Annotated in this window: 26 protein-coding genes and 1 pseudogene; 19 read left to right on the forward strand and 8 right to left on the reverse strand. The window is 51.3% G+C overall.

What is annotated here, in order from left to right; genetic code table 11:
• Window positions 1-5: 5 nt before the first annotated feature.
• Entirely contained in the window at window positions 6-1298 is a 1293-nt protein-coding gene (gene queG, locus NQD60_RS08560) for a tRNA epoxyqueuosine(34) reductase QueG (protein WP_257100476.1), read from the reverse strand.
• Between the two features lie 15 nt (window positions 1299-1313).
• On the opposite strand from queG, the gene NQD60_RS08565 reads away from it, so the two are divergent.
• On the forward strand, window positions 1314-1874 hold the full coding sequence (locus NQD60_RS08565; protein ID WP_257100477.1) for a tRNA (adenosine(37)-N6)-threonylcarbamoyltransferase complex ATPase subunit type 1 TsaE: 561 nt from the start codon (window positions 1314-1316) through the stop codon (window positions 1872-1874).
• The gene (locus NQD60_RS08570) at window positions 1856-3337 is read left to right on the forward strand and encodes an N-acetylmuramoyl-L-alanine amidase (protein ID WP_257100478.1); all 1482 of its coding nucleotides are present in this window, start codon (window positions 1856-1858) and stop codon (window positions 3335-3337) included. The genes NQD60_RS08565 and NQD60_RS08570 overlap by 19 nt, the downstream gene beginning before the upstream one ends.
• Window positions 3338-3342: 5 nt before the next feature.
• On the opposite strand, the gene NQD60_RS08575 is transcribed toward NQD60_RS08570, so the two are convergent.
• Window positions 3343-3984, reverse strand: a complete 642-nt coding sequence (locus NQD60_RS08575) for a VTT domain-containing protein (protein ID WP_257100479.1) — start codon at window positions 3982-3984, stop codon at window positions 3343-3345.
• A 225-nt stretch (window positions 3985-4209) separates the two neighbouring features.
• Between NQD60_RS08575 and mutL the strand changes: the two genes are divergently transcribed.
• The 3 genes from mutL to fic all read left to right on the forward strand — a co-directional run bounded on the left by mutL (window position 4210) and on the right by fic (window position 8283).
• Window positions 4210-6165, forward strand: a complete 1956-nt coding sequence (gene mutL, locus NQD60_RS08580) for a DNA mismatch repair endonuclease MutL (RefSeq protein WP_257100480.1) — start codon at window positions 4210-4212, stop codon at window positions 6163-6165.
• Window positions 6162-7139, forward strand: a complete 978-nt coding sequence (gene miaA / locus NQD60_RS08585) for a tRNA (adenosine(37)-N6)-dimethylallyltransferase MiaA (RefSeq protein ID WP_257100481.1) — start codon at window positions 6162-6164, stop codon at window positions 7137-7139. The genes mutL and miaA overlap by 4 nt, the downstream gene beginning before the upstream one ends.
• Window positions 7140-7200: 61 nt before the next feature.
• The gene (fic, locus tag NQD60_RS08590) at window positions 7201-8283 is read left to right on the forward strand and encodes a protein adenylyltransferase Fic (protein WP_257100482.1); all 1083 of its coding nucleotides are present in this window, start codon (window positions 7201-7203) and stop codon (window positions 8281-8283) included.
• On the opposite strand, the gene purM is transcribed toward fic, so the two are convergent.
• The gene (purM, locus tag NQD60_RS08595) at window positions 8280-9335 is read right to left on the reverse strand and encodes a phosphoribosylformylglycinamidine cyclo-ligase (RefSeq protein WP_257100483.1); all 1056 of its coding nucleotides are present in this window, start codon (window positions 9333-9335) and stop codon (window positions 8280-8282) included. The genes fic and purM overlap by 4 nt on opposite strands.
• A gap of 120 nt (window positions 9336-9455) precedes the next feature.
• Here purM and hda point away from each other — a divergent pair, with 120 nt between their 5' ends.
• From hda to panB, 5 genes are read left to right on the forward strand one after another with little or no spacing between them, the layout of a single operon-like run.
• Window positions 9456-10184, forward strand: a complete 729-nt coding sequence (hda, locus tag NQD60_RS08600; protein ID WP_306438086.1) for a DnaA regulatory inactivator Hda — start codon at window positions 9456-9458, stop codon at window positions 10182-10184.
• A gap of 10 nt (window positions 10185-10194) precedes the next feature.
• The gene (locus NQD60_RS08605; protein WP_257100485.1) at window positions 10195-10881 is read left to right on the forward strand and encodes an HAD family phosphatase; all 687 of its coding nucleotides are present in this window, start codon (window positions 10195-10197) and stop codon (window positions 10879-10881) included.
• Window positions 10878-12356: a polynucleotide adenylyltransferase PcnB gene (gene pcnB / locus NQD60_RS08610; protein ID WP_257100486.1), complete on the forward strand. Its 1479-nt coding sequence runs from the start codon at window positions 10878-10880 to the stop codon at window positions 12354-12356. The genes NQD60_RS08605 and pcnB overlap by 4 nt, the downstream gene beginning before the upstream one ends.
• Before the next feature lie 12 nt (window positions 12357-12368).
• On the forward strand, window positions 12369-12854 hold the full coding sequence (folK, locus tag NQD60_RS08615) for a 2-amino-4-hydroxy-6-hydroxymethyldihydropteridine diphosphokinase (RefSeq protein WP_257100487.1): 486 nt from the start codon (window positions 12369-12371) through the stop codon (window positions 12852-12854).
• A 60-nt stretch (window positions 12855-12914) separates the two neighbouring features.
• Window positions 12915-13751 carry a 3-methyl-2-oxobutanoate hydroxymethyltransferase gene (panB, locus tag NQD60_RS08620; RefSeq protein WP_257100488.1) on the forward strand — a complete coding sequence of 279 codons (837 nt, stop codon included), beginning with the start codon at window positions 12915-12917 and terminating at the stop codon, window positions 13749-13751.
• 101 nt (window positions 13752-13852) lie between these two features.
• Here panB and NQD60_RS08625 read toward each other — a convergent pair whose 3' ends face one another.
• On the reverse strand, window positions 13853-14164 hold the full coding sequence (locus NQD60_RS08625; RefSeq protein ID WP_257100489.1) for an H-NS histone family protein: 312 nt from the start codon (window positions 14162-14164) through the stop codon (window positions 13853-13855).
• A gap of 467 nt (window positions 14165-14631) precedes the next feature.
• Window positions 14632-14799 (reverse strand): annotated as a pseudogene (locus tag NQD60_RS08630) (ABC transporter substrate-binding protein); the annotation flags it as partial.
• A gap of 153 nt (window positions 14800-14952) precedes the next feature.
• On the opposite strand from NQD60_RS08630, the gene NQD60_RS08635 reads away from it, so the two are divergent.
• The 4 genes from NQD60_RS08635 to fliO all read left to right on the forward strand — a co-directional run bounded on the left by NQD60_RS08635 (window position 14953) and on the right by fliO (window position 17546).
• Window positions 14953-15444: a hypothetical protein gene (locus tag NQD60_RS08635; RefSeq protein WP_257100490.1), complete on the forward strand. Its 492-nt coding sequence runs from the start codon at window positions 14953-14955 to the stop codon at window positions 15442-15444.
• Entirely contained in the window at window positions 15441-16250 is an 810-nt protein-coding gene (locus NQD60_RS08640; RefSeq protein ID WP_257100491.1) for an endonuclease/exonuclease/phosphatase family protein, read from the forward strand. Before NQD60_RS08635 ends, NQD60_RS08640 begins: the two co-directional genes overlap by 4 nt.
• Window positions 16251-16374: 124 nt before the next feature.
• Window positions 16375-17145: a ferredoxin--NADP reductase gene (locus tag NQD60_RS08645; RefSeq protein ID WP_257101305.1), complete on the forward strand. Its 771-nt coding sequence runs from the start codon at window positions 16375-16377 to the stop codon at window positions 17143-17145.
• A 26-nt stretch (window positions 17146-17171) separates the two neighbouring features.
• Window positions 17172-17546 carry a flagellar biosynthetic protein FliO gene (gene fliO / locus NQD60_RS08650; RefSeq protein ID WP_257100492.1) on the forward strand — a complete coding sequence of 125 codons (375 nt, stop codon included), beginning with the start codon at window positions 17172-17174 and terminating at the stop codon, window positions 17544-17546.
• Here the strand turns inward: fliO and wzxE are convergent.
• The gene (wzxE, locus tag NQD60_RS08655) at window positions 17543-18802 is read right to left on the reverse strand and encodes a lipid III flippase WzxE (protein ID WP_257100493.1); all 1260 of its coding nucleotides are present in this window, start codon (window positions 18800-18802) and stop codon (window positions 17543-17545) included. The genes fliO and wzxE overlap by 4 nt on opposite strands.
• Before the next feature lie 457 nt (window positions 18803-19259).
• On the opposite strand from wzxE, the gene kdsB reads away from it, so the two are divergent.
• Window positions 19260-20087 carry a 3-deoxy-manno-octulosonate cytidylyltransferase gene (gene kdsB, locus NQD60_RS08660; RefSeq protein WP_257100494.1) on the forward strand — a complete coding sequence of 276 codons (828 nt, stop codon included), beginning with the start codon at window positions 19260-19262 and terminating at the stop codon, window positions 20085-20087.
• A 104-nt stretch (window positions 20088-20191) separates the two neighbouring features.
• Here kdsB and NQD60_RS08665 read toward each other — a convergent pair whose 3' ends face one another.
• A complete protein-coding gene (locus tag NQD60_RS08665; protein WP_257100495.1) occupies window positions 20192-21679 on the reverse strand; it encodes an anion permease in 1488 nt (495 codons plus the stop codon).
• Window positions 21680-22027: 348 nt separating this feature from the next.
• Here NQD60_RS08665 and NQD60_RS08670 point away from each other — a divergent pair, with 348 nt between their 5' ends.
• Genes NQD60_RS08670 through NQD60_RS08680 form a run of 3 tightly spaced genes read left to right on the forward strand, consistent with a single transcriptional unit; the run spans window position 22028 to window position 24699 of the window.
• Entirely contained in the window at window positions 22028-23464 is a 1437-nt protein-coding gene (locus NQD60_RS08670) for a cytochrome ubiquinol oxidase subunit I (RefSeq protein WP_257100496.1), read from the forward strand.
• Window positions 23465-23497: 33 nt separating this feature from the next.
• Complete coding sequence (gene cydB, locus NQD60_RS08675) at window positions 23498-24514, forward strand: cytochrome d ubiquinol oxidase subunit II (protein ID WP_257100497.1); 1017 nt, start codon at window positions 23498-23500, stop codon at window positions 24512-24514.
• Window positions 24514-24699 (forward strand): DUF2474 domain-containing protein, encoded by a 186-nt coding sequence (locus NQD60_RS08680; RefSeq protein ID WP_257100498.1) that lies wholly within the window; start codon window positions 24514-24516, stop codon window positions 24697-24699. The genes cydB and NQD60_RS08680 overlap by 1 nt, the downstream gene beginning before the upstream one ends.
• On the opposite strand, the gene NQD60_RS08685 is transcribed toward NQD60_RS08680, so the two are convergent.
• Window positions 24685-25467, reverse strand: a complete 783-nt coding sequence (locus NQD60_RS08685; protein WP_257100499.1) for a phytanoyl-CoA dioxygenase family protein — start codon at window positions 25465-25467, stop codon at window positions 24685-24687. The two genes, NQD60_RS08680 and NQD60_RS08685, sit on opposite strands and share 15 nt — an antisense overlap.
• A 99-nt stretch (window positions 25468-25566) precedes the next feature.
• Here NQD60_RS08685 and NQD60_RS08690 point away from each other — a divergent pair, with 99 nt between their 5' ends.
• The gene (locus NQD60_RS08690; protein ID WP_257100500.1) at window positions 25567-25752 is read left to right on the forward strand and encodes a hypothetical protein; all 186 of its coding nucleotides are present in this window, start codon (window positions 25567-25569) and stop codon (window positions 25750-25752) included.
• The last annotated feature ends 4 nt before the right edge of the window (window positions 25753-25756 follow it).

Raw genomic sequence — 25756 nt, forward strand, 5'->3', positions numbered from 1 at the left:
CTTTTTCACTGGCCTAACGCCCACTGCACATGCTCGCGCACCAAAACCGACGAATCCTGCACACGCTGTTGCAGCGCCTCGGTCAATTGTCTATGCTCCAAATGACGGCCGGCCGCCCACGCCGCACGCCGGGCATTGCCCAAACCAACAGCCAGATTGCGTAGCCAGCGTTGATGCCCAATTCTGCGTATGGCACTGCCGGCAAGCCGCATCTCAAATTCAGACTCACTCCAGTTAAAAAGTTCAATTAATGACGCCTGGTCTAATTTATTGCGCACGTCAAAATCACCCACGCTGCTTGGGCTAGCAAATTTATTCCATGGGCAAACTAATTGACAGTCATCGCAGCCATACACGCGATTACCCAATAAGGGCCGCAGAGGTTCTGGAATACTGCCTTTTAATTCAATCGTCAGATAAGAAATACACAGACGCGCATCAAGCCGATAAGGCGCAACAATCGCGCCCGTTGGACAGGCATCAATGCACCGCGTACAACGACCGCAATACGCACCATTCTCTGTCTGTTGATGGCCGCTTGAATCTGCTATGTTCGGCGGCTCTGGTGGCGGCAGGTCAACCGGCAAGGGCAAATCGATATAAATTTCCCCCAGAAAAAATAATGACCCTTCATCGCGCTGTAATAATAAAGTATGCTTACCACGCCAGCCGAGGCCCGCTTTTTGCGCCAGCGCGACTTCAAATACCGGGGCAGAATCTGTAAATACTCGGTAACCAACGGGGCCAATTTCAGCCATAATCCGATCCGTTAGCTTTTGCAGCCGCTTCCGCATCACTTTATGATAATCTCGGCCACGTGCATAGATCGAAATAACCGCCTGCGTAGGATCGGCCAGCCGGGCATGTTCGGTCACGCGCCAGTCCGCCTGTACTGGACCCGGCCCTGCGGTAAAACTTGCCAGGCTTTTATCGGTCGGTTGTTGGTGGGCTAACTCCGGTTGATGATTGAGCGCAGCCTGCGCTGGCAAATAAGCCATGCGCACAGAAATCACTCGCACAGTACCTGCGACCAACTCAGCGGGTTGTATGCGCCGAGAGGGATGTTTCGCCATATAATCCATTTCGCCGTGAAAACCTGCTGTCAACCAGGCCAAAAAACCCGGCTCAGCGGCGGATAAATCGGTATCAGCAATACCCAATCCGTTAAAGCCCAGTTCACGCGCCCAGACTCTGATGCGTTGCGTAAGCTCAGTAAGCGCGCCGGTTTCGAGTTGGGGACTGATGGCGGCGGCGACCTGATTGGTTTTGTCTGGTAAATTATTTAAATTTGCATTCATCTGAAAATTGTATCTATGCGTGCTACCTCAGCTAAAACTGAACCTTTGCTTGAGCGCCTATTTGAACTGCCCGATGAGGCAGCCACGGAGAGATTTGGCAAAAGTTTCGCGCACGCGCTGATGACACTGTACACCACGGATTTCCCAGGGCTACAGGTACACCTCTATGGTGAACTCGGCATGGGCAAAACCGCGCTCGTGCGTGCTACCTTGCGCGCACTTGGTTATACTGGCCGAGTGCGCAGCCCAACTTACACGCTAGTTGAGCCTTACACGCTTGAAGTTGCCAAACTAGTGTCGAGGGCAACTCAAACACTTAACTCAGGCTTTCATTTACCTCTTAATATTGTCCATTTTGATCTTTACCGTTTTACCGATCCGACCGAATGGGCTGATGCAGGGTTTCGGGAATATTTCAATCTGCGCGCGCTTTATCTAATCGAATGGCCGCAACAAGCAGGAAGTTTACTGGGTATGCCCGATCTTGAGTTTACACTTGACCTCGCCGGCGCTGGGCGGCGCCTGCTGGTACGCGCTTTTAGCCAAACTGGACAAGAATGCCTCGCTCGATGTTAATCAAACCTTTTCGTTCACTCGAATCCACTGCCGCCACGCCCCCTATTTGGCGACGGCGTCAACTCCTGCGTGCAGGCGCTTCTGTGTTAGTCCTAGGCCTATTACCAAAATATGCACAAGCAGCATCCATTCTTGCGGTCCGCGTCTGGCCTGCGCGAGATTACACTCGTTTAACCATTGAGTCTGATCAACCACTCACTTACACCTCTCACCTATTAAAAGAGCCCGACCGGATTGTGGTTGATTTCAAAGGCCTTGAACTGGATGTAACCCTAAAAGATTTAGTTGCAAAAATTACGCCTAATGATCCGCAAATTCGACAGGTCCGCGTAGGTCAATTTGCCCCCAATGTTGTGCGGCTGGTGCTTGATCTGAAAGACGCCGCTAAGCCCCAAGTATTCACCCTACCGCCCATTAGCACCTATCGCCATCGGCTGGTGTTCGATTTATATCCAGCCGTCCCCCCCGATCCACTGCTTGATTTACTGGCTAAAACCGAAGCCAAGGCCATGGTGAGTGCACACAATACCCCACCAGCACTCAGCGGACCGCAACCCCCTACTATCATCGATCCAAGCGACGCTTTTTTTGAGCGCTTTGCAAAAGCAGACTCCGCTCCAACAGAGGCTTTAGATCAACGCGCGCAAACCAAAACATCGGACGCCACCAGTACGACAGCGCGAGCGCCCTCCGTGCATGCCAGCGATGATGTATACGGCCTAAGTAAACCTGCCCCTGCTAAAGCGCACACCGTGCGCCTGCTAACGATTGCCATTGACCCGGGTCATGGCGGCGAAGATCCTGGCGCGATCGGCAAAAAAGGCACCTACGAAAAACATGTTGTGCTCGATATTGCACGCCGGCTACGGACAAAAATTGATGCCTTGCCGAATATGCGTGCGATGATGACGCGCGACGATGATCATTTTGTGCCTCTGCATGTCCGTGTGCAAAAAGCGCGCCGGGTTGAAGCAGATTTATTTATCTCAATTCACGCAGATGCCTTCATCACTCCAAAGGCACACGGGTCATCTGTCTTTGCGCTCTCCAATCATGGCGCCTCAAGCACCACTGCAAAATGGATTGCCAATAAAGAAAACGCCTCCGATTTGATCGGTGGCGTGAATATTAAAACGCAAGATAAAACGATATCGCACGCGCTGCTGGATATGTCGACCACGGCACAAATTAACGACAGCATGCGCTATGGCAATTATGTGCTGAATGAAATCGGACGGATTAATAAACTCCATAAGCGCGCTGTCGAACAAGCCAGCTTTGCCGTATTAAAAGCGCCAGATATCCCGTCAGTGCTGGTGGAAACCGCTTTTATCAGTAACCCGGAAGAAGAGGCTAAACTGAATAGCCCCGCCTATCGCGAGCAAATGGCAAAGGCGATTTTGAGCGGCATTAAGCGTTATTTTGCAGCCAATCCGCCACTCGCCAAAAGCAAGATGCTTTAAGCGCCTTAAGACTTGCGCCGCGCCCATTGCCAAAGCCCGCCGACTAACACCGGCACCGCTGCTGTCGCCACGCCCACCAGCACAATCACATTCAAGTATTGCTTAACAAATGGCAAATTACCAAAGAAGTAACCCGCCAGCACCAGGCTTAACACCCATAGCAACGCACCAGATATATTGAACCATTGAAAGCGGGTGGCACGCATTTCAGAGATACCCGCCACAAACGGCGCAAAGGTCCGCACAACGGGAAGAAAACGCGCCAATACAATGGTCTTACCACCATGCCGTTGATAGAAATGCTGAGTTTTCAGCAGTGCTGCGCGATCAAGCCAACGCCAGTCGGACTCAAATACCTTGGGTCCGAGATAACGACCGATCCGGTAATTCAGCGTGTTGCCCAGTATGGCGGCAAGCAGCAGCAACGCAATTAAAACCGGCAGCGACATTGCACCCATCGCGCAAAACGCCCCGCCGACAAAAAGCAAAGAATCGCCCGGCAAAAACGGAAAAACCACTAACCCGGTTTCGCAAAACACAATCAAAAACAGCACAACATAAATCCATTCACCGTATTGCTGGATAAAAATTCCCAAAAAACGATCGATATGGAGCAACATTTCAGCAAAATGCAATACGGTTTCCAACGATTTCTCCTGACGTCCTAAAATGAGCAATCATACCGGAGTTAAAGCGGGATAATGTGACTCGCTCTGTCCTCACGATCAGAAAACCCGGACTCTTTACTCTCTGACTACTCTGCTGGCGCACCGCATAGATTTTTTCTGAATTTTACATACGCTTCTATTTAGCCCCTATAAGCACAGACAATTTATAATTCAATTATTCAACATCTTCGCCGCACCATTGCTATGACAACAAACCATCCACGCTCTATCCAACCACTACCCGATCAATTAATCAGCCAAATTGCAGCAGGCGAGGTCGTTGAGCGGCCCGCATCGGTGGTCAAAGAGTTGATTGAAAATGCATTTGATGCCGGTGCTCGCTCACTGCGTATTACACTTGAAGCCGGCGGCGTAAAGCGTATTGCGATTGTGGATGATGGCAGCGGTATCGCGCCTGACGAGCTGCCGCTTGCGTTAATGCGCCATGCCACCAGTAAGATTCACTCGCTGGCAGAACTCGAAGCCGTTTGCACGCTAGGTTTTCGCGGTGAAGCCTTAGCTTCGATCGCATCGGTGGCGCAGGTGTTGCTCACGAGCCGTACCGCTGACGCGCCACATGCGACTTCAATTGATGGGGAGACCGGCGCACTAGCCCCAGCCGCCGGCGGGGTGGGTACCTCAATTGAGGTGCGCGAGCTGTACTTTAATACGCCGGCTCGCCGCAAATTTTTAAAAAGCGAGCAAACCGAGTTTGGTCATTGCTTAGATGTTATCCGCCGGGCAGCGTTGGCGCGGCCAGAAATCGCTATTTCAGTGCACCATAATGGCCGCGCTGTCGAGCATTGGAATGCGGGTGATGCAACCCTGCGGGTCAGCAAAATCCTTGGCGAAGCTTTTTCACTCGCCCATTTACCGCTTGAAGAGCAAGCGGGTCCAATTGCTTTGAGCGGTTTTGTTGGGTTACCTACGGCCAGCCGTGGGCGAGCTGATCAACAATATTTTTTCGTCAATGGCCGCTTTGTTCGTGACAAACTGCTCACACACGCCGTGCGCGCTGCCTATGAAGATGTACTACATGGAGAGCGCCATCCAGCCTATGTGTTGCTGCTTGAGGTCCCGCCCGAAAGCGTCGATGTCAATGTACACCCCTCTAAAATCGAAGTCCGGTTCCGTGATTCTCGCGCAATTCATCAATTTGTCTTTCATGCGGTGCAACGCACACTCGCACAGCACGCAGGCATTTCCCAACCCACCACCGCGGGCGGTCACTCCGCGCATCTTACGCCGCTTAGCAGCTTAACTACCTCAAGTGAGCTTGAGGCAAATACACGCTGGCTACCGCAAGCACGGATGCGACAAGGCACATTGCCAATGCAAACCAAGGTTGAACAACCTTTTGCTGTCTATGATGCACTCTTTGGCCGGCGTGAAACCGCCCCCAATACGACGCGCGACGAAAAGCACACTGCGGCGACGCCCGCTCCTTTGGCAGATCCAGAGTCCAACCATGCCGCTGCCGATTTAAGCACAGCACATCTAACCAAGTCTGCTGAGCCGGTAAGCACTCAAGCTCCACCCACAACAGAACTTCCTGCAACCGCTTTTGGCAAAGAAGATCACCCGCTTGGCTTTGCGGTCGGTCAACTGCACACTATTTACATCCTGGCACAAAACAAAAGTGGCCTAGTGTTGGTTGATATGCATGCGGCTCATGAAAGAGTTGTCTATGAGCAGTTCAAAACCGCGCTGGCTGAACATTCGATCGCCGTGCAACCGCTCTTGATTCCATTGTCTATACCGGCTAGCGAGATTGAAATTGGCGCCGTCGAAGAAAATCAAGATACGCTTTTAGCGCTTGGTTTTGATATCGCCATTCAATCCCCGACCACGCTTGCTATTCGGGCTGTCCCCGCGCTTCTGAAAAACGCTGATTTATCCGCACTCGCGCGTGCAGTGCTGCATGATCTTCAGACTTACGGTGGCTCACAGGTGCTGCTTGAGCATCAAAACGAACTGCTCGGCACGATGGCCTGCCACCATGCTGTGCGGGCAAACCAACGCCTAACGCTTGATGAAATGAATGGCTTGCTGCGCCAAATGGAAACTACCGAGCGCGCCAATCAATGTAATCACGGACGGCCCACCTGGTATCAACTCTCTCTAGCCGATCTCGATCGGCTCTTTATGCGCGGGCAATGAACTCAACCGCTACGCGCCAAGCTAAACCACCCTCTCCGCCCGTAGTCTGCCTGCTCGGCCCAACTGCCTCCGGTAAGACTGCGGCAGCGCTCGCCCTAGCCAAACACGCACCGATTGAAATCATCAGTGTCGACTCGGCTTTAGTCTATCGCGAGCTAGATATTGGCACGGCCAAACCTACTCTAGCCGAGCGCGCCATTGTCACGCATCATCTGGTTGATATTCTCGACCCGGCTCAGACCTATTCTGCCGCCTGTTTCAGGGCGGATGCACAACGCTTAATTGGCGAAATTTACGCGCGCGGAGCAATCCCATTATTAGTTGGCGGGACCATGCTGTATTACAAGGCCCTTACCGAAGGACTCGCCACCTTGCCAGCTGCTGACCCTCAGGTGCGTGCAACGCTTGACCAGGAAGCTGCCCGTGATGGCTGGCCCGTCTTACACGCGCGCCTTGCCGCCTGTGATCCTGCGCTCGCCGCAAAGCTTGCACCGAATGATGCTCAGCGCATTCAACGCGCACTCGAAGTATGGACGCTCAGTGGGCTGCCAATGTCTCAGTTACTGGCTACTCAAAACCAGGCACCGTCGCTTTATGATTATGCGCCAATTGCCCTTGAACCCTCTGACCGGAGCGTATTACATAAACGGATTGCGGCACGTTTTGACGCCATGCTTGAAGCTGGATTTGTCGCTGAAGTGACACGCTTACGGGCGCGCGACGACTTGCATCCAGATTTACCTGCAATGCGCTGCGTGGGCTATCGTCAGGTCTGGCAATACCTCGAGGGTAAGATCAATCAGGCCACCATGCTCGAACAAGGCGTGTCTGCTACGCGTCAACTCTGTAAACGGCAATTAACCTGGTTGCGTGCAATAGACAAACGCCTGATCATTGATTGTTGCGCACCTGATGTCAGCGCACAAGTCATAACCACTGCAATGCGTATTTGGCGTAGGACAGTTAATAGTTAAATATGTCGATCCTTTAAACATATCTGATTTATATGTCGATGAAATGCGATAAAATCGACATATGATATTCGATCCGCTGACCCCCTATAATGCGCTGCCCTCCCTGCCCCCGCGTGCAGAGATTGAATCTAAAACGATTCTAAAGGCTTGTATTACGGCCCGCGCGACATTAGCCCAGCTCAAACAAGCGGGTGAATTGATTCCAAACCAGGCTGTGTTGATTAACAGTATTCCGCTGCTTGAGGCTCAGTCAAGTTCAGAAATTGAAAATATTGTCACCACGACTGACCGGCTCTTTCAGTTTGCTAATGAACACACGCTTCAGGCGGACCCGTCCACTAAAGAGGCTCTGCGCTATCGTACTGCTTTGTATGAAGGTTTTCAGAGTTTGGCGCAACGACCCTTTAGTATCGCCACCGCCGTGCAAGTGTGCCGCACCATCAAGGGTGTTGATTTGGATATCCGGCGCACCCCAGGTACAGCGCTGATGAACGATAAGAATGGCACAGTTATCTATACGCCACCAGTAGGCGAGACAGTGATTCGAGATAAACTGGCTAATTGGGAACGATTTTTGCATGAAGCGGATGAGATCGATCCACTTATTCGAATGGCAATCGGCCATTATCAATTTGAAGCCATCCACCCATTTATCGATGGCAACGGCCGCACCGGCCGCGTGCTGAATTTATTGTATTTAGTCGATCAGGGTTTACTGGAAATCCCAGTTCTGTATTTGTCGCGCGCAATCATTGCCGCTAAAGAAACCTATTACCGTTTACTCCTCGCGGTCACCACTGAACAACGCTGGGAAGAATGGATTCTTTTTATGCTGGAGGCAGTGACTCAAACCGCTCAATGGACCACTGATCTGATTAAATCGATCAAGGTGTTAATTGACGAAACGGCCATTTGGATGCGCTTAGAGGCACCACAGATTTACAGCCGCGAGTTGACTGAGCTTATTTTCGTGCAACCTTATTGCCGCATTGCCAATGTGATTGAAGCCGGCATCGCGCAAAGACAAACTGCCTCGGCTTATCTAAAGCAACTTTGTCATATCGGCTTATTGCATGAAATTAAAGCAGGCCGAGAAAAAATCTTTGTTAACCCAGCCCTCTTAAAATTGCTAACCCAGCGTTAAACAACAATCGTTTGCGCTTCGCCCTCACCACGTGCACGAATCGTACCGATGCACCAGGCCGTTTCGCCGGCGGCTGAAAGCTGAGCAAGCGCTGCTTGCGCACTGTCCGCCGATACGACTAACACCATCCCAATGCCGCAGTTAAAAACACGATGCATTTCGTCATCTGCAACACCACCATGCTCAGCTAGCCAGCTAAATAAAGGCGGCAGCGGCCAAGCGCGATGATCAAGCTCAGCGCATAAAGAATCTGCCAACATTCTTGGGATATTTTCAAGCAAACCACCGCCGGTGATATGGGCGATGCCGTTGATCGTCATTTTCTCAAGCAAAGCAAGCACCGGCTTAACATAAATGCGCGTCGGCGCCATCAGTGCGTCAGCCAATGAGCGGCCATCAAGATTGCTCGCCAGATCAGGCTGTGCATGCTGGATAATCCGGCGCACCAAAGAATACCCGTTTGAGTGGATACCGCTTGAGGCAAGGCCAATCACCACATCGCCTGCCGCAATGGTATGACCGTCAATAATTCTGCTTTTTTCGACGGCTCCCACGGCAAAACCGGCTAAATCGTATTCGCCCGCCGGATACATTTCCGGCATTTCCGCCGTCTCGCCGCCGATCAACGCGCACCCTGCAAGCTCACAACCGGTCGCAATACCGTTCACAACCGTGGCCGCCGTCTCAACATCGAGCTTGCCGCAGGCAAAATAATCAAGGAAAAAAAGTGGCTCGGCCCCTTGTGCGAGAATATCGTTCACACTCATGGCAACCAAATCTTGTCCAATGGTGTCGTGCCGATTCAGCTGAAAAGCCAGTTTAAGCTTAGTCCCCACGCCATCGGTGCCTGACACCAATACCGGTTCGCGATATTTTTTGGGGACCTCAAAAAGTCCGCCAAAGCCCCCCAGCCCGGCCAGTACACCCGGACGTAACGTGCGCTTGGCAAACGGTTTAATGCGTTCAACGAGCGCATCGCCCGCTTCCATATCAACACCTGACTCTTTATAGGTCAAGCCAGCAGGCCTAGTGGCAAAATTTGATGAGTCCATTTAATACAGCGGAAAGAGGTTTTGAGAAGTCCGGTAGAATAGGGATTTTAACCGATGTTCTCGCTCCAGCATAATGGATTGCGGGTTTTTATCTCCATTTTTATTTTTTGCATCACTTTTATATTTGTGTCTCGTCAGCTATTGCTTGATTTCGGTGGCCCGCCTAGCGCTACTTTCGATAACTTCATCACCGGTGCAAATACTGAACTTGTGACGCAGTTTGCCACGCTTAATGAAACCCTGGCAAACGGCAATGCCACCGATCGTTCGTTTTATCTTTGGGGTGAAGTCGGGAGTGGGCGCAGCCATTTACTGCATGCGCTTTGTCATCGCGCAGGCGCCGGCCGCGCACGCCTTGCCGGGCCATGGGCGGCACTGGCCGCGTTTGAATTCGATCCGGCCTTGGCCCTGTATGCGATTGATGATTGCGATGCGCTCTCGCCCGTGCAGCAAATTGCCGCCTTCAATCTGTTTAATGAAATCAAGGCGCATTCAAATAGCGCTTTTATTGCCACAGGTCAGGTGCCACCGCGCTCGCTCAAGATACGCGAAGATTTGCGCACTCGGCTTGGCTGGGGGCTTGTCTACCAGCTTATAGCACTTGATGATGCGGGTAAACTTGAAGCGCTAATAAGCGCCGCCCAAGCGCGCGGCATCACGCTCACCGCCGAGGTGCCGCCTTATCTGCTCACGCATTTTAGACGCGATATGCCAACCCTCATCGGCTTGCTTGATGCCCTTGACCGTTTTTCTTTAGAACAACAGCGGCCAATCACCCTACCCCTATTACGCACCATGTTACTTAATGAGAAAGTGGCGGCTCTCACCGCGCCCCTGCGCTTCGAGTAAAATGCCAGTTATGACAAACCTTGTCCTATTTGATCTCGACCATACGTTGATTCCGACTGATAGCGATTATGAATGGGGCTGCTTTGCGGCGCGCCTCGGTCTAGTCGATACAGCGCATTTTACGCGTGAGAGCGAGCGTTTCTACGCCGATTACCTAGCAGGCCAGCTCGATATCTACGCCTATCTACGTAGCACGCTAGCGCCACTGGCGCGCTACCCGCGCGCGCAATTAGCCGCTTGGCGCACGCAATTTATGCAAGAAGTGATTACCCCCGCACTGCGACCGGCTGCTTTTGAACTGGTCCAACGTCATCAGATTGCAGGCGATGTATGCTGCATGGTGACGGCGACGAATAGCTTTATCACGGCGCCTATCGCTCGCGCATTCGGCATCGATCATTTAATCGCACCAGAGCCCGCGACCGTCAATAATGATCCAACTGCTGAGTATACGGGTGAGATTGATGGCGTGCCAAGTTATCGCGAAGGAAAAATCATCCGTACCGAAGCTTGGCTACAGTCGCTTGATAAAAATTGGGCGAGCTTTAAACAAAGCTATTTTTATAGCGATTCACACAACGACATCCCGCTGCTCGAAAAAGTCAGCATTCCTATCGCGACTAACCCAGATGACAAATTGCGTGCTCATGCACAGTCAAAAGGCTGGCGTATTTTAGAATTGTTCAAAACCCCGTGATTAGAAAATTTATCCGCAAACTGCTGGGCCAGTCTGAATTGCCCACCTCGAGCCACGCTACTAAACAAGCCGCTCATAAAAAACAGCCGGTGAACGTGCCTGTCCGTGTACACCAAATAGATCCAGCATTGATTTCACGCCATGCAATACGCGTAACCAGCACATTACAGCAAGCGGGTTATCGGGCGTTTATCGTCGGCGGCGCAGTACGCGACTTGCTACTGGGTTTTGCTCCGAAAGATTTTGATGTGGCGACCGATGCCACGCCTGAACAAGTGCAAAAGCTCTTTCGCCGCGCGCGCTTAATTGGCCGGCGCTTTCAAATTGTTCATGTACCGTTTGGACAAGAAATTATTGAGGTTTCGACTTTTCGTGCCAGTCTTGGCGCAGCCAGTGTCCCGCCAGACCCAGCTAGCACTGACTTGCCGGTACGCCAAGGACCACGCGCGCGGCGCAATGAGTTAGACCATCGCCCCCATGCAATCGATGCGAGCGGACGCGTTTTGCGCGACAACATCTGGGGGCAACAGCACGAAGATGCAGCGCGGCGCGATTTCACCATCAATGCCATGTACTATGATCCAACGGCGCAAACTGTGCTCGATTATCATAATGGCATGGCAGATATTCGCGCCCGGCTCCTGCGCATAATTGGCGATCCGGCTACTCGCTACCGTGAAGATCCCGTTCGGATGCTGCGCATTATGCGCTTTGCAGCTAAGCTAGGCTTTGAGATCGAAGCAACCACACGGCAACCTATCCGCGCCCTCGCCGAGTTAGTCCGCAATGTGCCGAGTGCTCGGCTGTTTGATGAAATGCTCAAATTGCTCTTATGCGGCCAAGCTCTGACCTGTTTACGCCAACTACGCACCGAGGGGCTGCACCATGATTTATTGCCCATGCTCGATACGGCTCTCGCGCAGCCGCAAAGCGAAAAATTTATTACGCTTGCGCTCGATAATACAGATGAACGTATTCGTGCTGGCAAGTTTGTATCGTCTAGCTTTCTATTTGCGGCGTTGTTATGGCATGAAGTACACGAGCGTTGGCAAAAATATATAGCCGCAAACGAATACCCGATTCCGGCGCTCCACCACGCGATGGATGAAACGCTCTATGTACAAATGAAAAAATTGGCGATTCAACGACGCCACATTGGAGATATGAAAGAAATTTGGGGCCTACAGCCTCGTCTTGAGAAACGTGGCCACAGCGCATTCAAATTGCTCGAGCACCCACGTTTTAGGGCGGCTTATGATTTTCTGCTATTACGTTGCGAAGCGGGCGAACTCGATGCCACTGTGGGGCAATGGTGGACTGCTTTCATTGCAGCCGATGCCAGTCAGCGCGAAACACTGCTCTCAGAAGGTGAGCATGAACGCTCCTCACGCCGCCGCAGACGAGGTCGGGCAAAACCCCAAGCCTCTCAGAATGAGGACAAATTAACGCTTAAAACGCCCACAGAGTCTAGCTGAAAAAAGATACCCATGGCGATTGCTTATCTCGGTCTGGGCGCAAATCTTGGCGCTGCGAGCCAAACCTTACACGCCGCCATCTCCTGGCTAGCACAGCAAACGGCTGTCGCCGTGCGCGCCCAATCTAGCTTCTATCGGAGCGCGCCGGTAGAAGCCTGCGGCAATGATTATTACAACTGCGTGCTGGCGATCGAAACGACGCTCTCGCCATTCCAACTACTCGCGCGATGCGCGGCGGGCGAAAGCTATTTTGGCCGCACGCGCTCTTACCGTAACGCTCCACGTACGCTTGATATCGACATTTTGCTGTACGACCAACTGTCGATTAACGAAGCTAGACTAATTATTCCACATCCGCGTTTGACCGAGCGCGCATTCGTGCTGGTACCACTGCTTGAACTTGATGCTGAAGTTGAAATTCCACAGCTCGGTCGAGCCGATGCATTTTTGCCCATGGTTGCATCACAACGAATTGATCAGGTCCGAGACAAAAACTGAAGCAAGTTTCACCTGGCCAACACCGCTTTTTCTGGCTCAACTTTTATTCGCAGACCCGATATGAACTATCTCCAAGAAGTCTCCCGCAAAGCCATTACCGTACCGCGCCTACAAGTCATGCGCGAGAATGGCGAAAAAATCGCTGTACTCACCTGTTATGACGCGAGCTTTGCCGCCCTCCTCGACCAGGCAGGAATCGACGCGTTACTGATTGGGGACTCTTTAGGCAATGTCATCCAGGGCCACGCCACGACACTCCCGGTCACCGTTGCCGATATCGCTTATCACACAGCGTGCGTTGCACGTAGCAAGCCGGCAGCATTAATTGTTGCCGATTTACCCTTTGGCAGTTACGCTACGCCAAGCGATGCGTTTACCAATGCAGCTACGCTGATGCGCGCAGGCGCTCAAATGGTTAAACTCGAAGGGGGGATATGGTTGGCCGATACGGTGCGTTTTTTGGTTGAACGCTCAATTCCAGTGTGCGCCCATATAGGCTTAACACCGCAATCAGTACACGCCTTGGGTGGCTTCAAGGTACAAGGAAAAACTGATCTAGCCGCCGAACAATTGCTGCGCGATGCGAAAGCCCTGCAACAAGCTGGCGCACAATTGCTGGTGATTGAGGCAGTACCTGCCTTGCTTGGCACGCAATTAACCCAGGCCCTGACAATTCCGACCATTGGCATTGGAGCCGGCGCTGACTGCTCAGGGCAAGTATTGGTATTGCACGATTTGTTAGGGATATCCGCAGGCAAACGCCCGCGTTTTGCGAAAAATTTTGTCTGCGAACAAACGCCACGAACGTCAAATCAGCCTATTTTGCACGCCGCCGTCGAAGCTTATGTGCGCGAGGTCAAAACGGGGACATTTCCAGCAGCAGAACATACATTTTGACTTAGCACATTAAGCCACGGCAAAATTTATAGCGTGGAGGCCTCCAGCAAAAAATTGGGATACCTCCACCACTTAAATTTTTGACAAAACCCAAGCAAGCTTTAAATCAGATACGAAGCACGATCCTGACCAACAATCCATTTAGGCGGTTTGCCACGGCCTGACCATGTAACACCCGTCTGTGGATCGCGGTATTTAGGCGCCACGCGTGTGCGCACACGTAGCTTGCCTGCCATCGCTTTTCTCAGGCTGAGTTCTTTTTTACTAAAACCCAGTTCATCGAGTGTAATGCCAAAAATAGCAATCTTTTTCTTTATCTCGTCGATGACCGCAGCACATTCCCGGGCTTTAGCTTCTTCGATTTGTTTTTCAAGTTTTGCTTGTTGAGCAAGCAATTCTTCATATGAAGACATACGTCTTTCCTTCACAAAGTTAAAATGCGAACCTTGAGACTTTTTTATGAGTCCCGCAGTTCAAGTTATTAATGAGGCACGTAAATAATACAGAGTAATTTTGCGCTTGCAAAGAAAAATGAATATTTTTTATTAATTTTACGACCAATGAACTTCATTAAGTTCATCAACTGACGTGCTAGTTAGCGCGAATCGCGTGGCGACTCATTTTTAATTAATTTAAAATAAAAACAACTTCATTCCTCTTGCTTTTTTATACTGGCTTAGATCACATCTAGAAGCCTTGCTCGTCCGAAGACAATTGCGAAAATTTTAATTTAAATTTACAAAAATAATAAAAATATTTTGAGCTTCCGCCCAACCTGACTATCTACAACCCAGCGCCTATTATATCCGGTTTATCACAACCACATTATTTTGAGCCGCACACAAGCCATAAATTTATGTGCCGCCCAGACTTTTGGTTAGATCAGCAAACCCTTAGCATTAATTTCTTCAACCGCTAAGCGGGCGCCGTTCTCATTATTTTTGCCAAGATGGGCGATCCCACCTGTGAGCGGGGCAACATGGCCAATCTTGACCACCTGCTCAGCGGCAATCGCGGGTAGCGCTAGATATAACAGGTGAGTGTGGATACTTAAGACATTTACAAAACTTTTTATTACTAAGTTACTGTTACTATTGTGACATGCCAGTCGCTGCAAAGTGAAGCATCCCATAGTAATCTTATTGATTATTTGCAGATGTCAGCTTTAGCCACAGCTCAACGTCCAGTAAAAAGGAATTTCATGTATCGTTTGTCCCTTAAAATGCTGATTGCAAGCGTGCTGAGCTTGTTTTCTTGGGCTAGCCTGCCAGCGTGGGCCCAGCCGTCAACCCCCATCGTGCAGTGGGAATTGCACATTATGCAAGAGGGTCGGCAGGTTGCCAGTTTGGCCGGCCAAACCCCCCTTGGTCAATCGCATACTGAAACCAACCGCTATCTAGTTAGCCCTGCGCTGGGTTGCGATCAAGCCGCCATCGAATTGGCCCGCACCATTATCATCACGCCTGATACTCTCACGGACCAGGCTGTAACCTTTGCTCTTGAGACCCGTGAAACCCTCGAAAAACCAAGCGCATCTGCCTTACTGAACTGCGCATCGCCCGCATCTCCTCGTATCGTCAATGCGAGCCATCCGAGACTCGTGGTGCCCTTTAACGCATGGGCCACCTGGCAAATTCTGCCGCGCAACCCCATGCTCGTTTATCGACTGCGGGCTCGCCTTAGCCACTCATGAAATCTCCAGCAATTTTACGCACGGCGTCACGCGACCCACATGAGCTCATTGCAGTCAGCTGGAATCTACACAAAGGTCGCTCGCCACTTGGGTTTCAAACATGGCACGCGATGCAGCGCTGGCTGCAACTCACCCCTGCCGACATTTATTTTTTGCAAGAAACAATGGCGCGACGCCTATCTGCGCCAAGGCCGACAGCCGAGCGGAGCAAAGCTAAAATCGCCACCGCAGATGAAAATTGGCACTGCCATGCGACTGAGATCTCAACCAGCTTACAACTGCATCTCGCACTCGGACCTAATGTGCACAGAACCTCGTGGCGACACGGCAATGCCATTCTGTCCCCTTACCCACTGGCTCCAGGCGGACGATGGGACATTTCCGCCCATCGCTTTGAACAGCGTGGACTATTAGTCGCACGGATGACCATCAACCAACGCCCAATCATCTTACTGTGCGTGCATCTGGCCCTTACCCGTGCTGCGCGCTTGCGGCAAATGGAATGGGTCGCTCATTGGATTACGCGCGAGGCGCCTACCGGTCCCTTAATTCTCGCTGGCGACTTTAATGACTGGCAAAGCGATTCGGTTCCTATTTTTAATGCTCTGGGTCTAAGCGAAGTCGCTATGACGCTCGGGCAAGCGGCAAAAACATTTCCCGCTTTTTCGCCAGCCTTAGCGCTCGACAAAATGTTCGTACGTGAACTCACCCCCGTCGAACTCGTACCCGCCGCCAAAGCGGCTTGGTTATCAGACCACTTGCCTTACATTGCGCGCTTGCGCCTTGAGCCGCTCGGCGCACGCTAGGCAGAAAAAATAGAGATAAAAACGCAATTTTAGGAAACGAGAATCACTCTTATTTTCAATTGAGAGTAGAATGAAGCTTAGCCCACTTGAGGGGCTATTTGTTGTTATCCGCGACCGATTTATCATGAGCAATCTGACCCAACAAACTGTATTAAGTATCCACCATTGGACCGACACGCTTTTCAGCTTCACCTGTACGCGTGATCTCTCTTTTCGTTTTGATAATGGTCAATTCACTCTAGTAGGCCTTGAAGTTGACAACAAGCCCCTGGTGCGCGCCTACAGCATGGCCAGCGCCAACTATGAAGAAACCTTAGAGTTTCTTTCAATTAAAGTGCAAGATGGCCCGCTGACTTCACGCTTGCAACATGTACAAGTGGGCGATTCAGTTTATATCAGCAAAAAATCAACAGGGACGCTGATTGCTGATTCTCTATTGCCCGGCTCTACCCTCTGGTTATTATCAACCGGCACAGGTCTGGCGCCGTTCATGAGCATTATTAAGGACCCTGAGATCTACAGCCGCTATAAACGCATTGTGCTAACTCACACTTGCCGCTTTATCGATGAATTGGCTTACAAAGAATACATTACCCAGTCGTTGCCGCAAGATGAACATATTGGCCAGCTGATTCGAGATCAACTGGTCTATTATCCAACGGTCACACGCGAGTCTTTCCACAATCGTGGCCGTATTACGGATTTAATTCAAGAAGGCAAGCTCTTTGAGGATGTGGGGTTACCCCCCTTCTCCATTGAACATGACCGTTTAATGCTATGTGGCAGCCCGCATATGCTCAAGGATACGCGCGCCTTGCTTAAAGAAATGGGGTTTACCGAAGGTACCCATTCGCAACCTGGCCATTACGTGGTTGAACGGGCATTCGTCGGCTAAGCTGCACTCTACCTTGGAACTGAATCATGCATAGTATTACTGTGCGCACTGCGCTATGCCGCGCCCTCACCACGGTCATCTTGCTGCCCGCTACAGCCCTAGCTAATGAACACGCCCCACTACCGAGCACAGTAGGCCTGGCTTCAGTGGCGCAGACCATCGCTTGGCTGATTGCCGTCATTGGGCTTGCCTATGCTTGCGCATGGGCCACCCGCCGCTTTGGCATGCGACCACCGCTACGACGTCCAGGCTTAATCAAAGTCTTAAGCAGTACCGCTCTTACGCCCAAAGAAAAAGTGCTGGTCGTTGAAATAGGCAATACCTGGCTTGTCCTAGGCGTAGCAGCTGGCAGCGTACGCACGCTGCATACAATGCCAGCCAGCAACGATAGAGAAGACTAATCCTTCTTACAGTAGAAGAAAAATGCAGATGCACACAAGGCGCAATAAATAACGTAAGTTGCCGCATAAGCTTGCACCGCCCCGAGCGCGCCGCCAGCCGGAATCAACCCGTGCGAAAAGAGTAGGAGCAAACCAAACTGGCTGATTTGGGTTAGCACGCCAAGGCTCAGCGAAGCCCGAGCAGTGACTAGATAAGCGAACACATAGGCGCTTATCTTGAACGCATCGCCGCTCAACTGCCACGCGAAAAGATCACGCATCGACCTAAATTCAACTGAAAAGAATAATCCAATCACACTATCGCGCAGCAGCCACAGACTCAAACTGACGGCGACTGCTAGCGGGAACAAAAAGCGCTGCGCGCGGCCGATTTCGTGCGCGAAGTCTTGCTTGGCTTTTTGCCTGGAAAGCGCTGGCAGCAAATACACCGTGAAGGGTGCCGTAATCAATTGCAGATACGCTTCCGATACGCGGTTCATTCCCTGCCAAATGCCGACTTCGTCCCAACCGTAATGCACCGCCAGCAGCTCTCTTATGGCGGTATAGGCGATCGGCAGCGAGATAGCAGTCAGGATCATCATCGCCGTAAATTTAAGCAAGTTACGCGCGAGCCCACCATCCCAGGTTAGCTGCAGCCCGTTGCGCGGCACGATGCCGCTTTTGCACAGCATGATCCCTGCCGGCAATACCAATAACGCAGGTACCAAAGCGAGCCCAATCAGGGCGCCCTGGTAACCACCGCAACGAAACGCGATCCAGTATGCCCCGAGGCCAAGCAAACTGCCGCTAATCATCGATAGCGCAGTCCCTTTCGCATCGGATCGGCCTTTCAAGATGGCCAGAAAAAATTGAGCGCAGGCCATGCCTAATTGAATTAAAGCGATCGCCCGCAGCACGCCCTGGAAGTCTTTAGAGCCAAATAGCAGTTCGCTCAGCGGAGCTGCGGCCAAAATAAACAGCAGCGCCAGCAAACTCGAGCAACCCAGCACGAGAGCAGCAGCGGTACCAAGCAGGCGGCGCAAACGGACTGGATCGTGCTGAAACTCAGCGACATATTTGGTCACGCCATTGTGAATGCCTGCACCTGAGAGCGCACTTAATACCGCAACCAGCGCCATAAAGTTCCCGGCACGGCCCACGCCGTCTGGGCCAAAAGCCACTGCCAGCCACTTAATGAGTAGCAAATCCACGGCAATTTTAATCAGGGTGGCCGCCGCGGACCAGCCCAATGCCCGCGCTAGAGATAGCTTAGACAAAGAGCTTCACAACAGCGCTTATCATAGCGTGACGGTGACTGCACCGCACACTCGCAGATTTCTTGATTGGACAATAATTTAGCTGCGCCACGTGTCTCTCCTTTCATGCAATTAATGCACCGCGATGGCTATTTTTGTTTTGAGCAGGGCCAGAGGATTTAACCTCCGACCACCTGCACTCCATGTATATGTAGGCTACCCGGCTGAGCTACACCACCCAAGCAAGCAGCAATTGTAGCAGAGCAAAAATGGGGGGGTTGGAACACCGTCAGGACTCCTGCATAAATATGCAATAATCACTTTGGCAGCTTTTCAAGCCGTGCTTTTTAGGGAGCCTGTTCGCAAATTTGATATGAGGCTGAAATTTGCGGTTAGTAGGTTAACTGTTATCGTTTTTTCACGACGCAATTGGTTACCTCTATTTACCGCTAAGCCTTTCTAATCCAGGAGTTTTTTCGTGCATGACATACGTTTTGATGTAGTCATCCCCGCTCGCCTTCAATCCACCCGGCTGCCTGAAAAGGCGCTGGCTGAAATTGGCGATAAGCCGATGGTGATACATGTGGCGCAACGCTCGCAGACATCTGGCGCACAACGCACGATCATTGCGACGGATTCTTCGCGGATTGTCGAGTGTGCCAATCAATATAATGTAGAGGTTATGTTGACAGCCAAGCATCATGAGTGTGGCACCGACCGGCTTGCCGAGCTTGCGACCCAGTTGGATTGGGCGGATGACCAGATCATCGTCAATGTGCAAGGCGATGAGCCACTGATCAACCCTACATTGATTCGGGAAGTGGCCGCCCATCTGGCGGCAAACCCTAGCTGCGCGTTAGCGAGCGCCGCGCACCCCGTGAGTAGCCGCGAAGAAATTTTCAACCCCAATGTGGTTAAAGTGGTGCTCGATGCCAGAGGGTATGCGTTGTACTTCTCCCGCGCACCGATTCCTTGGGCGCGGGATGCGTGGCAAGACGTGATGGGAGAAACTGGCTTTTCAGTCAACCAAGCAACCAGCGCGAATAGCACAGATGACCCAAGCCTGCTGCCAGTGTATCGCCATATTGGTATATACGCGTATCGCGCTGCTTTTTTACGCCGCTTTGCAAGCTTAACGCCGTCCTCTTTAGAAGCAGCGGAAGCTCTGGAACAATTGCGCGCGCTGTGGCATGGCGAATCTATGGCTATCCATTTAACGGATCAAGCACCTATTGGAGGCGTAGATACGGCCGCTGATTTAGAGCGTGTACGGGCTTTGTTTAAGCAGGGTAGAACCTTCGCTTGACACCACAGCAGCGTGAATTTTACAAAAAGCCTACAACTTCCCTGGCTTTTTTAAAATATCACGCTGCGTCTTGACCCGCACTAGCTCTGTTCAGAGCGACTCATTTAAACCCAGCCTAAGAACTTCCAGTAAGTTTGCGAGAAAACCAGCAACAGGGCATAGCCAATCAAGGTCATCACAAAACCTACTTTGGTAAATTGTCGAGTCGTAAAAGTATTGGTCGCCAAGCAAACCATATTCTGCGGAGCGTTAATCGGTAAAATAAAACCAAAGCTCACCGTAAAGCCTAGCAACATCGTCAAACCCAGTCGATTAAAATCACCAGGCACCGTCTGCAGCACAGCAATTAAGATCGGCAGCATGGCTGAAGTCAATGCCGTTGCACTCGCAAACCCTAGGTGAATGACAATTAAAAATAGGCTGAGCACGGCAAATATTAGGCCGGGACTCAACACGTCCAGCCCTGTATGCTGCACAACTTGATCCCCTAGCCACTGACCTGCGTGCGTGGTTAACAAGGCCGTCCCTAGGCTAATGCCAATGCCAAATACAATCAACGTACCCCAAGGCGTTCGTGATTCAAGCGTTTTCCAATTCATCACGCCAATCCGGGGCATCAGCAAAAGAGCCAGTCCGGCAAAAGTGACTGAGGTTGTATCAAATGAGTGTAACTTACCTTCAGTTGACCAAAATGCCAGCAGCGTCAACGAAATCAGCAGCAGGCGCTTTTGGGCAGAGGTCATCGGACCCAATTCCGCCAATGATCGGCGCACCGCTTCAGCGCCCCCGGGAATAGTCTCTGTTTCTGGCGGCAACATTTTACGTACGACGTATAACAGAATGACGGACATCACAATGGCCCACGGCAAACCGGCAATCAACCATTCGCCCCAAGTCACACGCTGCCCAAGGATGCGTTCCATAAAACCGACTGTCAGTAAATTCTGCGCCGCAGCGGTTTGAATCGCAATATTCCAAATGCCAATGCTTTGCGCTACCACAATCATAATGCCAGCAGCAATATTAGAGCGTCGATCCAAACCAAAGGCGGACACAACGCCAAGCATAATCGGCACCATACACGCCCCTCGCGCAGTCGCGCTAGGCACCACTAATGACAGCATCGCCGTCACCAACACCGTGCCAATCATAATCCGCTGTGTGCTGGAACCAATCTTGGACAATGTCACCAGTGCGATGCGCTTATCAAACCCGGTCGAGGTCATGCCGGCAGAAATAAACAGCGCTGCCGCCACTAGCGCCAAGGCGCGATCGGAAAAACCCGCCAAGGCCATTGAGAGAGCGCCCGCCGTACCATATGCCAGAGTCGCATCGTCCACCCGGGGCGCCGCGCCAATCAAAAAAGCAATCAGCACGGTAATCAACACCGCACTCACCTCATACGTCACCGCCTCAGTGATCCAGACAATCACCGCGAACGCTAAAATTGCCAACATCCGCTGGCCAGCCACCGGCAGGCCAGGCAAAGCAGGCATTAAAACTAAGCCAAGGAGCACAATAGAGGCGGCAATCAGACCAAGAGAAATAGGAAAAGACCGCTTACTAGGAGCGGCTACGGAGGGTTTAGGCATTCTGTTTCCTTTTAAAACCACGCGTCACAATCAACGCTAAACTTGGGTCGCAATATATTCAGCACAGCGGAATTTTATACCAGCTCATATTTTTTGAGTTTTCTGAATACTTCATGCAGGTCTTTTTTCTGCTAGCAATGCGCGAAAAATTTTTGCGCACGGCACTGATCGACGTCCTCCAAGGCCCATTTCTGAGATTGGTTTAACTCGCCTTCTTTGCACTCACTTCTGGAATTGACCACTTTAGTTGCCTGATTTACGCTAAAATATAAATGGAGTTTTTTAAGGGCGCTGTTCGTTAAGAAGGCACCTGCTTTTAGTCAAAATTTAATCATTTTATAGAGTCATATGGTTGAGCTGAACGCCTTAATACTTGCACGGATTCAATTCGGCTTCACCATTTCCTTCCATATCATCTTCCCAGCATTAACGATTGGTCTCGCCAGTTATCTAGCTGTGCTTGAAGGTTGGTGGCTGCGCACCCGCAAACCGGTGTATCAAGATCTGTATCATTTTTGGTTAAAGATTTTCGCCATTAATTTCGGCATGGGCGTGGTTTCTGGCCTAGTCATGGCATACCAATTTGGCACTAACTGGAGCTATTTTTCAGCGTTTGCAGGCGGTGTTACTGGCCCCTTGCTGGCTTATGAAGTGCTCACTGCGTTTTTCCTTGAGGCCGGGTTTTTAGGTGTGATGATGTTCGGCTGGAACCGGGTCGGCCCAGGCTTGCATTTTCTGTCGACGATCATGGTAGCGCTTGGCACCTTAGTGTCGGCCACTTGGATTATCGCCTCCAATAGCTGGATGCATACGCCTGCAGGCTATGAAATCGTGGATGGCAAAGTCGTGCCAACCGATTGGTTGCAGGTTATTTTTAATCCATCCTTCCCATACCGACTAGTGCACATGGGCGTGGCCGCATTCCTGGCCACGGCGCTCTTCGTCGCTGCGGTCGGGGCCTGGCACCTGCTACGCGGTCGTCAGCAGCCGGCCATCCGCAAAATGTTTTCAATGGCGCTTTGGATGGCATTGCTGGTAGCGCCCCTGCAAGCAATAATTGGCGATTTTCACGGTCTCAATACGCTTAAGTACCAACCTGCCAAAATCGCTGCGATCGAAGGGCATTGGGAAAATCACGACGGCCCAGGCATGCCGCTTACCTTGTTCGGCTGGCCGGATATGAGCCGTGAAGAGACTCGCTACGCCATTCAAATTCCCCGTTTAGGCGGCTTAATTCTAGCGCATAGCTGGGATGGTCAAGTTCCAGGTTTAAAAGAATTTGCACCACAAGACCGGCCCAATGCCACGATTGTGTTCTGGAGCTTCCGCACGATGGTCGGCTTGGGCGTTTTAATGATTGCGCTAGGAGTCTGGGGATTTTATTTGCGCTGCCGCAACCGCCTGTACCACTCTCGTGCATTTTTGCGCTTTGCCTTATGGATGGGGCCGACAGGGATTATCGCCATTCTCGCCGGCTGGTACACCACTGAAATTGGACGCCAACCTTGGACGGTCTATGGTGTGATGCGCACCGCCGACGCTGTCTCTACGCATAGCGCATTGCAACTAGGCATTTCTTTAGTGCTCTTTGTGTTGGTCTATCTAGTCGTATTTGGGGCTGGCATTGCCTATATGATGCGTTTAGCTAAAATAGGACCGATCCTCAACGAAGGCAAAGAGGAAAATCTTGGCGGACCGGGCCAGCTACACCAACCGATGCGGCCGCTTTCCGCTGCACCCGCGGTTTTAGAAGATGAGGCGCACAATGCTGATCCAAAAAACTAATCCAGAAACCTCTTTTCAATCTATTTGAGTATCATGGGTATCGATCTTCCACTCCTTTGGGCCATTATTATTTTATTTGGCGTCATGATGTATGTCATCATGGACGGCTTTGATTTGGGCATCGGCATTCTCTATCCTTTTTTTAAAAGCAAGGAAGACCGCGATGTTATGATGAATACCGTAGCGCCCGTTTGGGATGGTAATGAAACCTGGCTGGTGCTCGGCGGAGCAGGCTTGCTAGCGGCTTTTCCGATTGCTTATGCAGCCATTCTGAGCGCTTTTTATTTGCCACTTATTTTTATGCTGATTGGCTTAATCTTTCGCGGCGTCGCGTTTGAGTTTCGTTTCAAAGCAGCAGAACACGAGCAACATTTCTGGGATAAAGCTTTTATCGGTGGCTCAATTGCCGCCACCTTCTTCCAAGGCGTCACCTTAGGCGGATTTATTCATGGCATTGAGTCAGTCGATGTCTATACCGGCGCTTACACCGGCGACGATATACTGCACTGGCTTACGCCATTTTCGGTTTTTACGGGTTTGGGATTAGTGGCCGCTTACGCGTTACTAGGCAGCACTTGGCTCATCATGAAAACCGATGGTGAGCTACAGCAACGTATGCGCGCTCTTACCCGCCCGCTGGCCTGGATTTTGCTCGCTGTTATCGCGGTCCTTAGTGTCTGGACTCCGCTGACACATGACGCAATTGCACACCGCTGGTTTAGTTTGCCCAATTTATTTTATTTCTTACCCGTTCCACTATTAGTCGCGCTGACTATATATCATCTGCTGCGGACTGTTAAAGATGCGCATGCTGCGCCATTCTTACTCACCTTGGCGCTGATCTTTTTGGGTTATAGTGGACTTGGTATTAGCCTATGGCCAAACATTATCCCACCCAACATCACTATTTGGCAGGCCTCTTCTTCTAGCCAAAGCCAAGGCTTTGCACTGATTGGCACGCTACTCATTCTACCCGTCATACTGCTTTATACCGCATGGAGCTATTACGTCTTTCGCGGTAAAACACGTCACGGCGATGGTTATCATTAATGAGTAACAACTCTGCTCCTAGCAAATTGCCGCCACCACACCCGACAAGCGGGCCAAGCTTAGGAGGATGGTGCAAAAAGCTCGGTTGGTTTATTTTGCTATGGACAGTCAGTGTATTGGCCCTAGGCGCGGTCGCTTATTTATTTCGCATCCTCATGCGCGCGGCGGGTTTAAGCACGACTTAAAGCCAAAGCCACTTCGCTGTGCGACGCGGAACGCGAAGCCGGTAGCGGCGGATTGCTAACCCCGTGATAAGTAAAAACCAATGAGAACTTTACCGCATCGGTCTTATTTGGCCCCGCCGAGTGCAACGTATTGCAATGAAAAAACACCACATCCCCGGCTTCTAGCTCTGTAGAACAAGCGGTATTGATCAATTCAATATTTTCTGGCGGCTCAGCACGAAAAAACTTCGCCTGATCAAAACGCTCAGCGGATAACTGCAAACGCTGAGATTTAGGCACCAGCCAAAGCGCCCCATTCTCGACTTTTTCAGGGCCGAGCGCGAGCCACACAGAGACCAGGTCATCGCGCTTAAATGACCAATAACGGGCATCTCGATGCCAGCCAGTTAAGCTGCCGTACGCTGGATGCTTGGTCATGACACAGTTATGATGCACGCGTGACAAAACTGCCCGCTCACCAAAATACATTTCCATCCAAGCCGCGATCTCTGGCGACCCGGCCCATTGCCGAAATAACGCATCACGGCCATACGCATCCAGTAACCGACGCACGGTTTCCCCGCCTGCCGCCTGCCGCGATGCCGGGGCACCGGGATAACTCAAATCTGCCTCATATTCAAGCGGTGCTGCATTGGCGGCAAGTTGCACCTCAGCCACCCCTCTAATCGCCGCACAACGCTTAGCATCGACCAAGCCACGCACCACCACAAACCCTTCTTCGCGCAGCGCTGCAATCTGTCGCTTTAACTTCAAATTATCGACCATCATCTATTCGTCCACACCAAAATTTAGATTATGACTGCCTTTGGACACATTTAACCAAGCTATCAACTATACTGAAAAAGTAACATCAAATAAACGGAGGCAATGATGGAAAGTTTCACGCTCGATGACCTCATTTTGCTGCTCCCGCTCGCTTTAGCGGGCGCAATTATGCTTGGCTCAATTCCCGTTGCCTCCAAATTAAAATTAACCAGCTTGCGTATCGCGGGCGCCCTACTTGGGGCTTTGTTTGGCCTGGTCTTTATTGAGGGATTGCCGGCTTTAATATAGCCCG

Origin of the sequence: Mycoavidus sp. SF9855 (assembly GCF_024582735.1) — a bacterium.
GTDB lineage: Bacteria > Pseudomonadota > Gammaproteobacteria > Burkholderiales > Burkholderiaceae > Mycoavidus.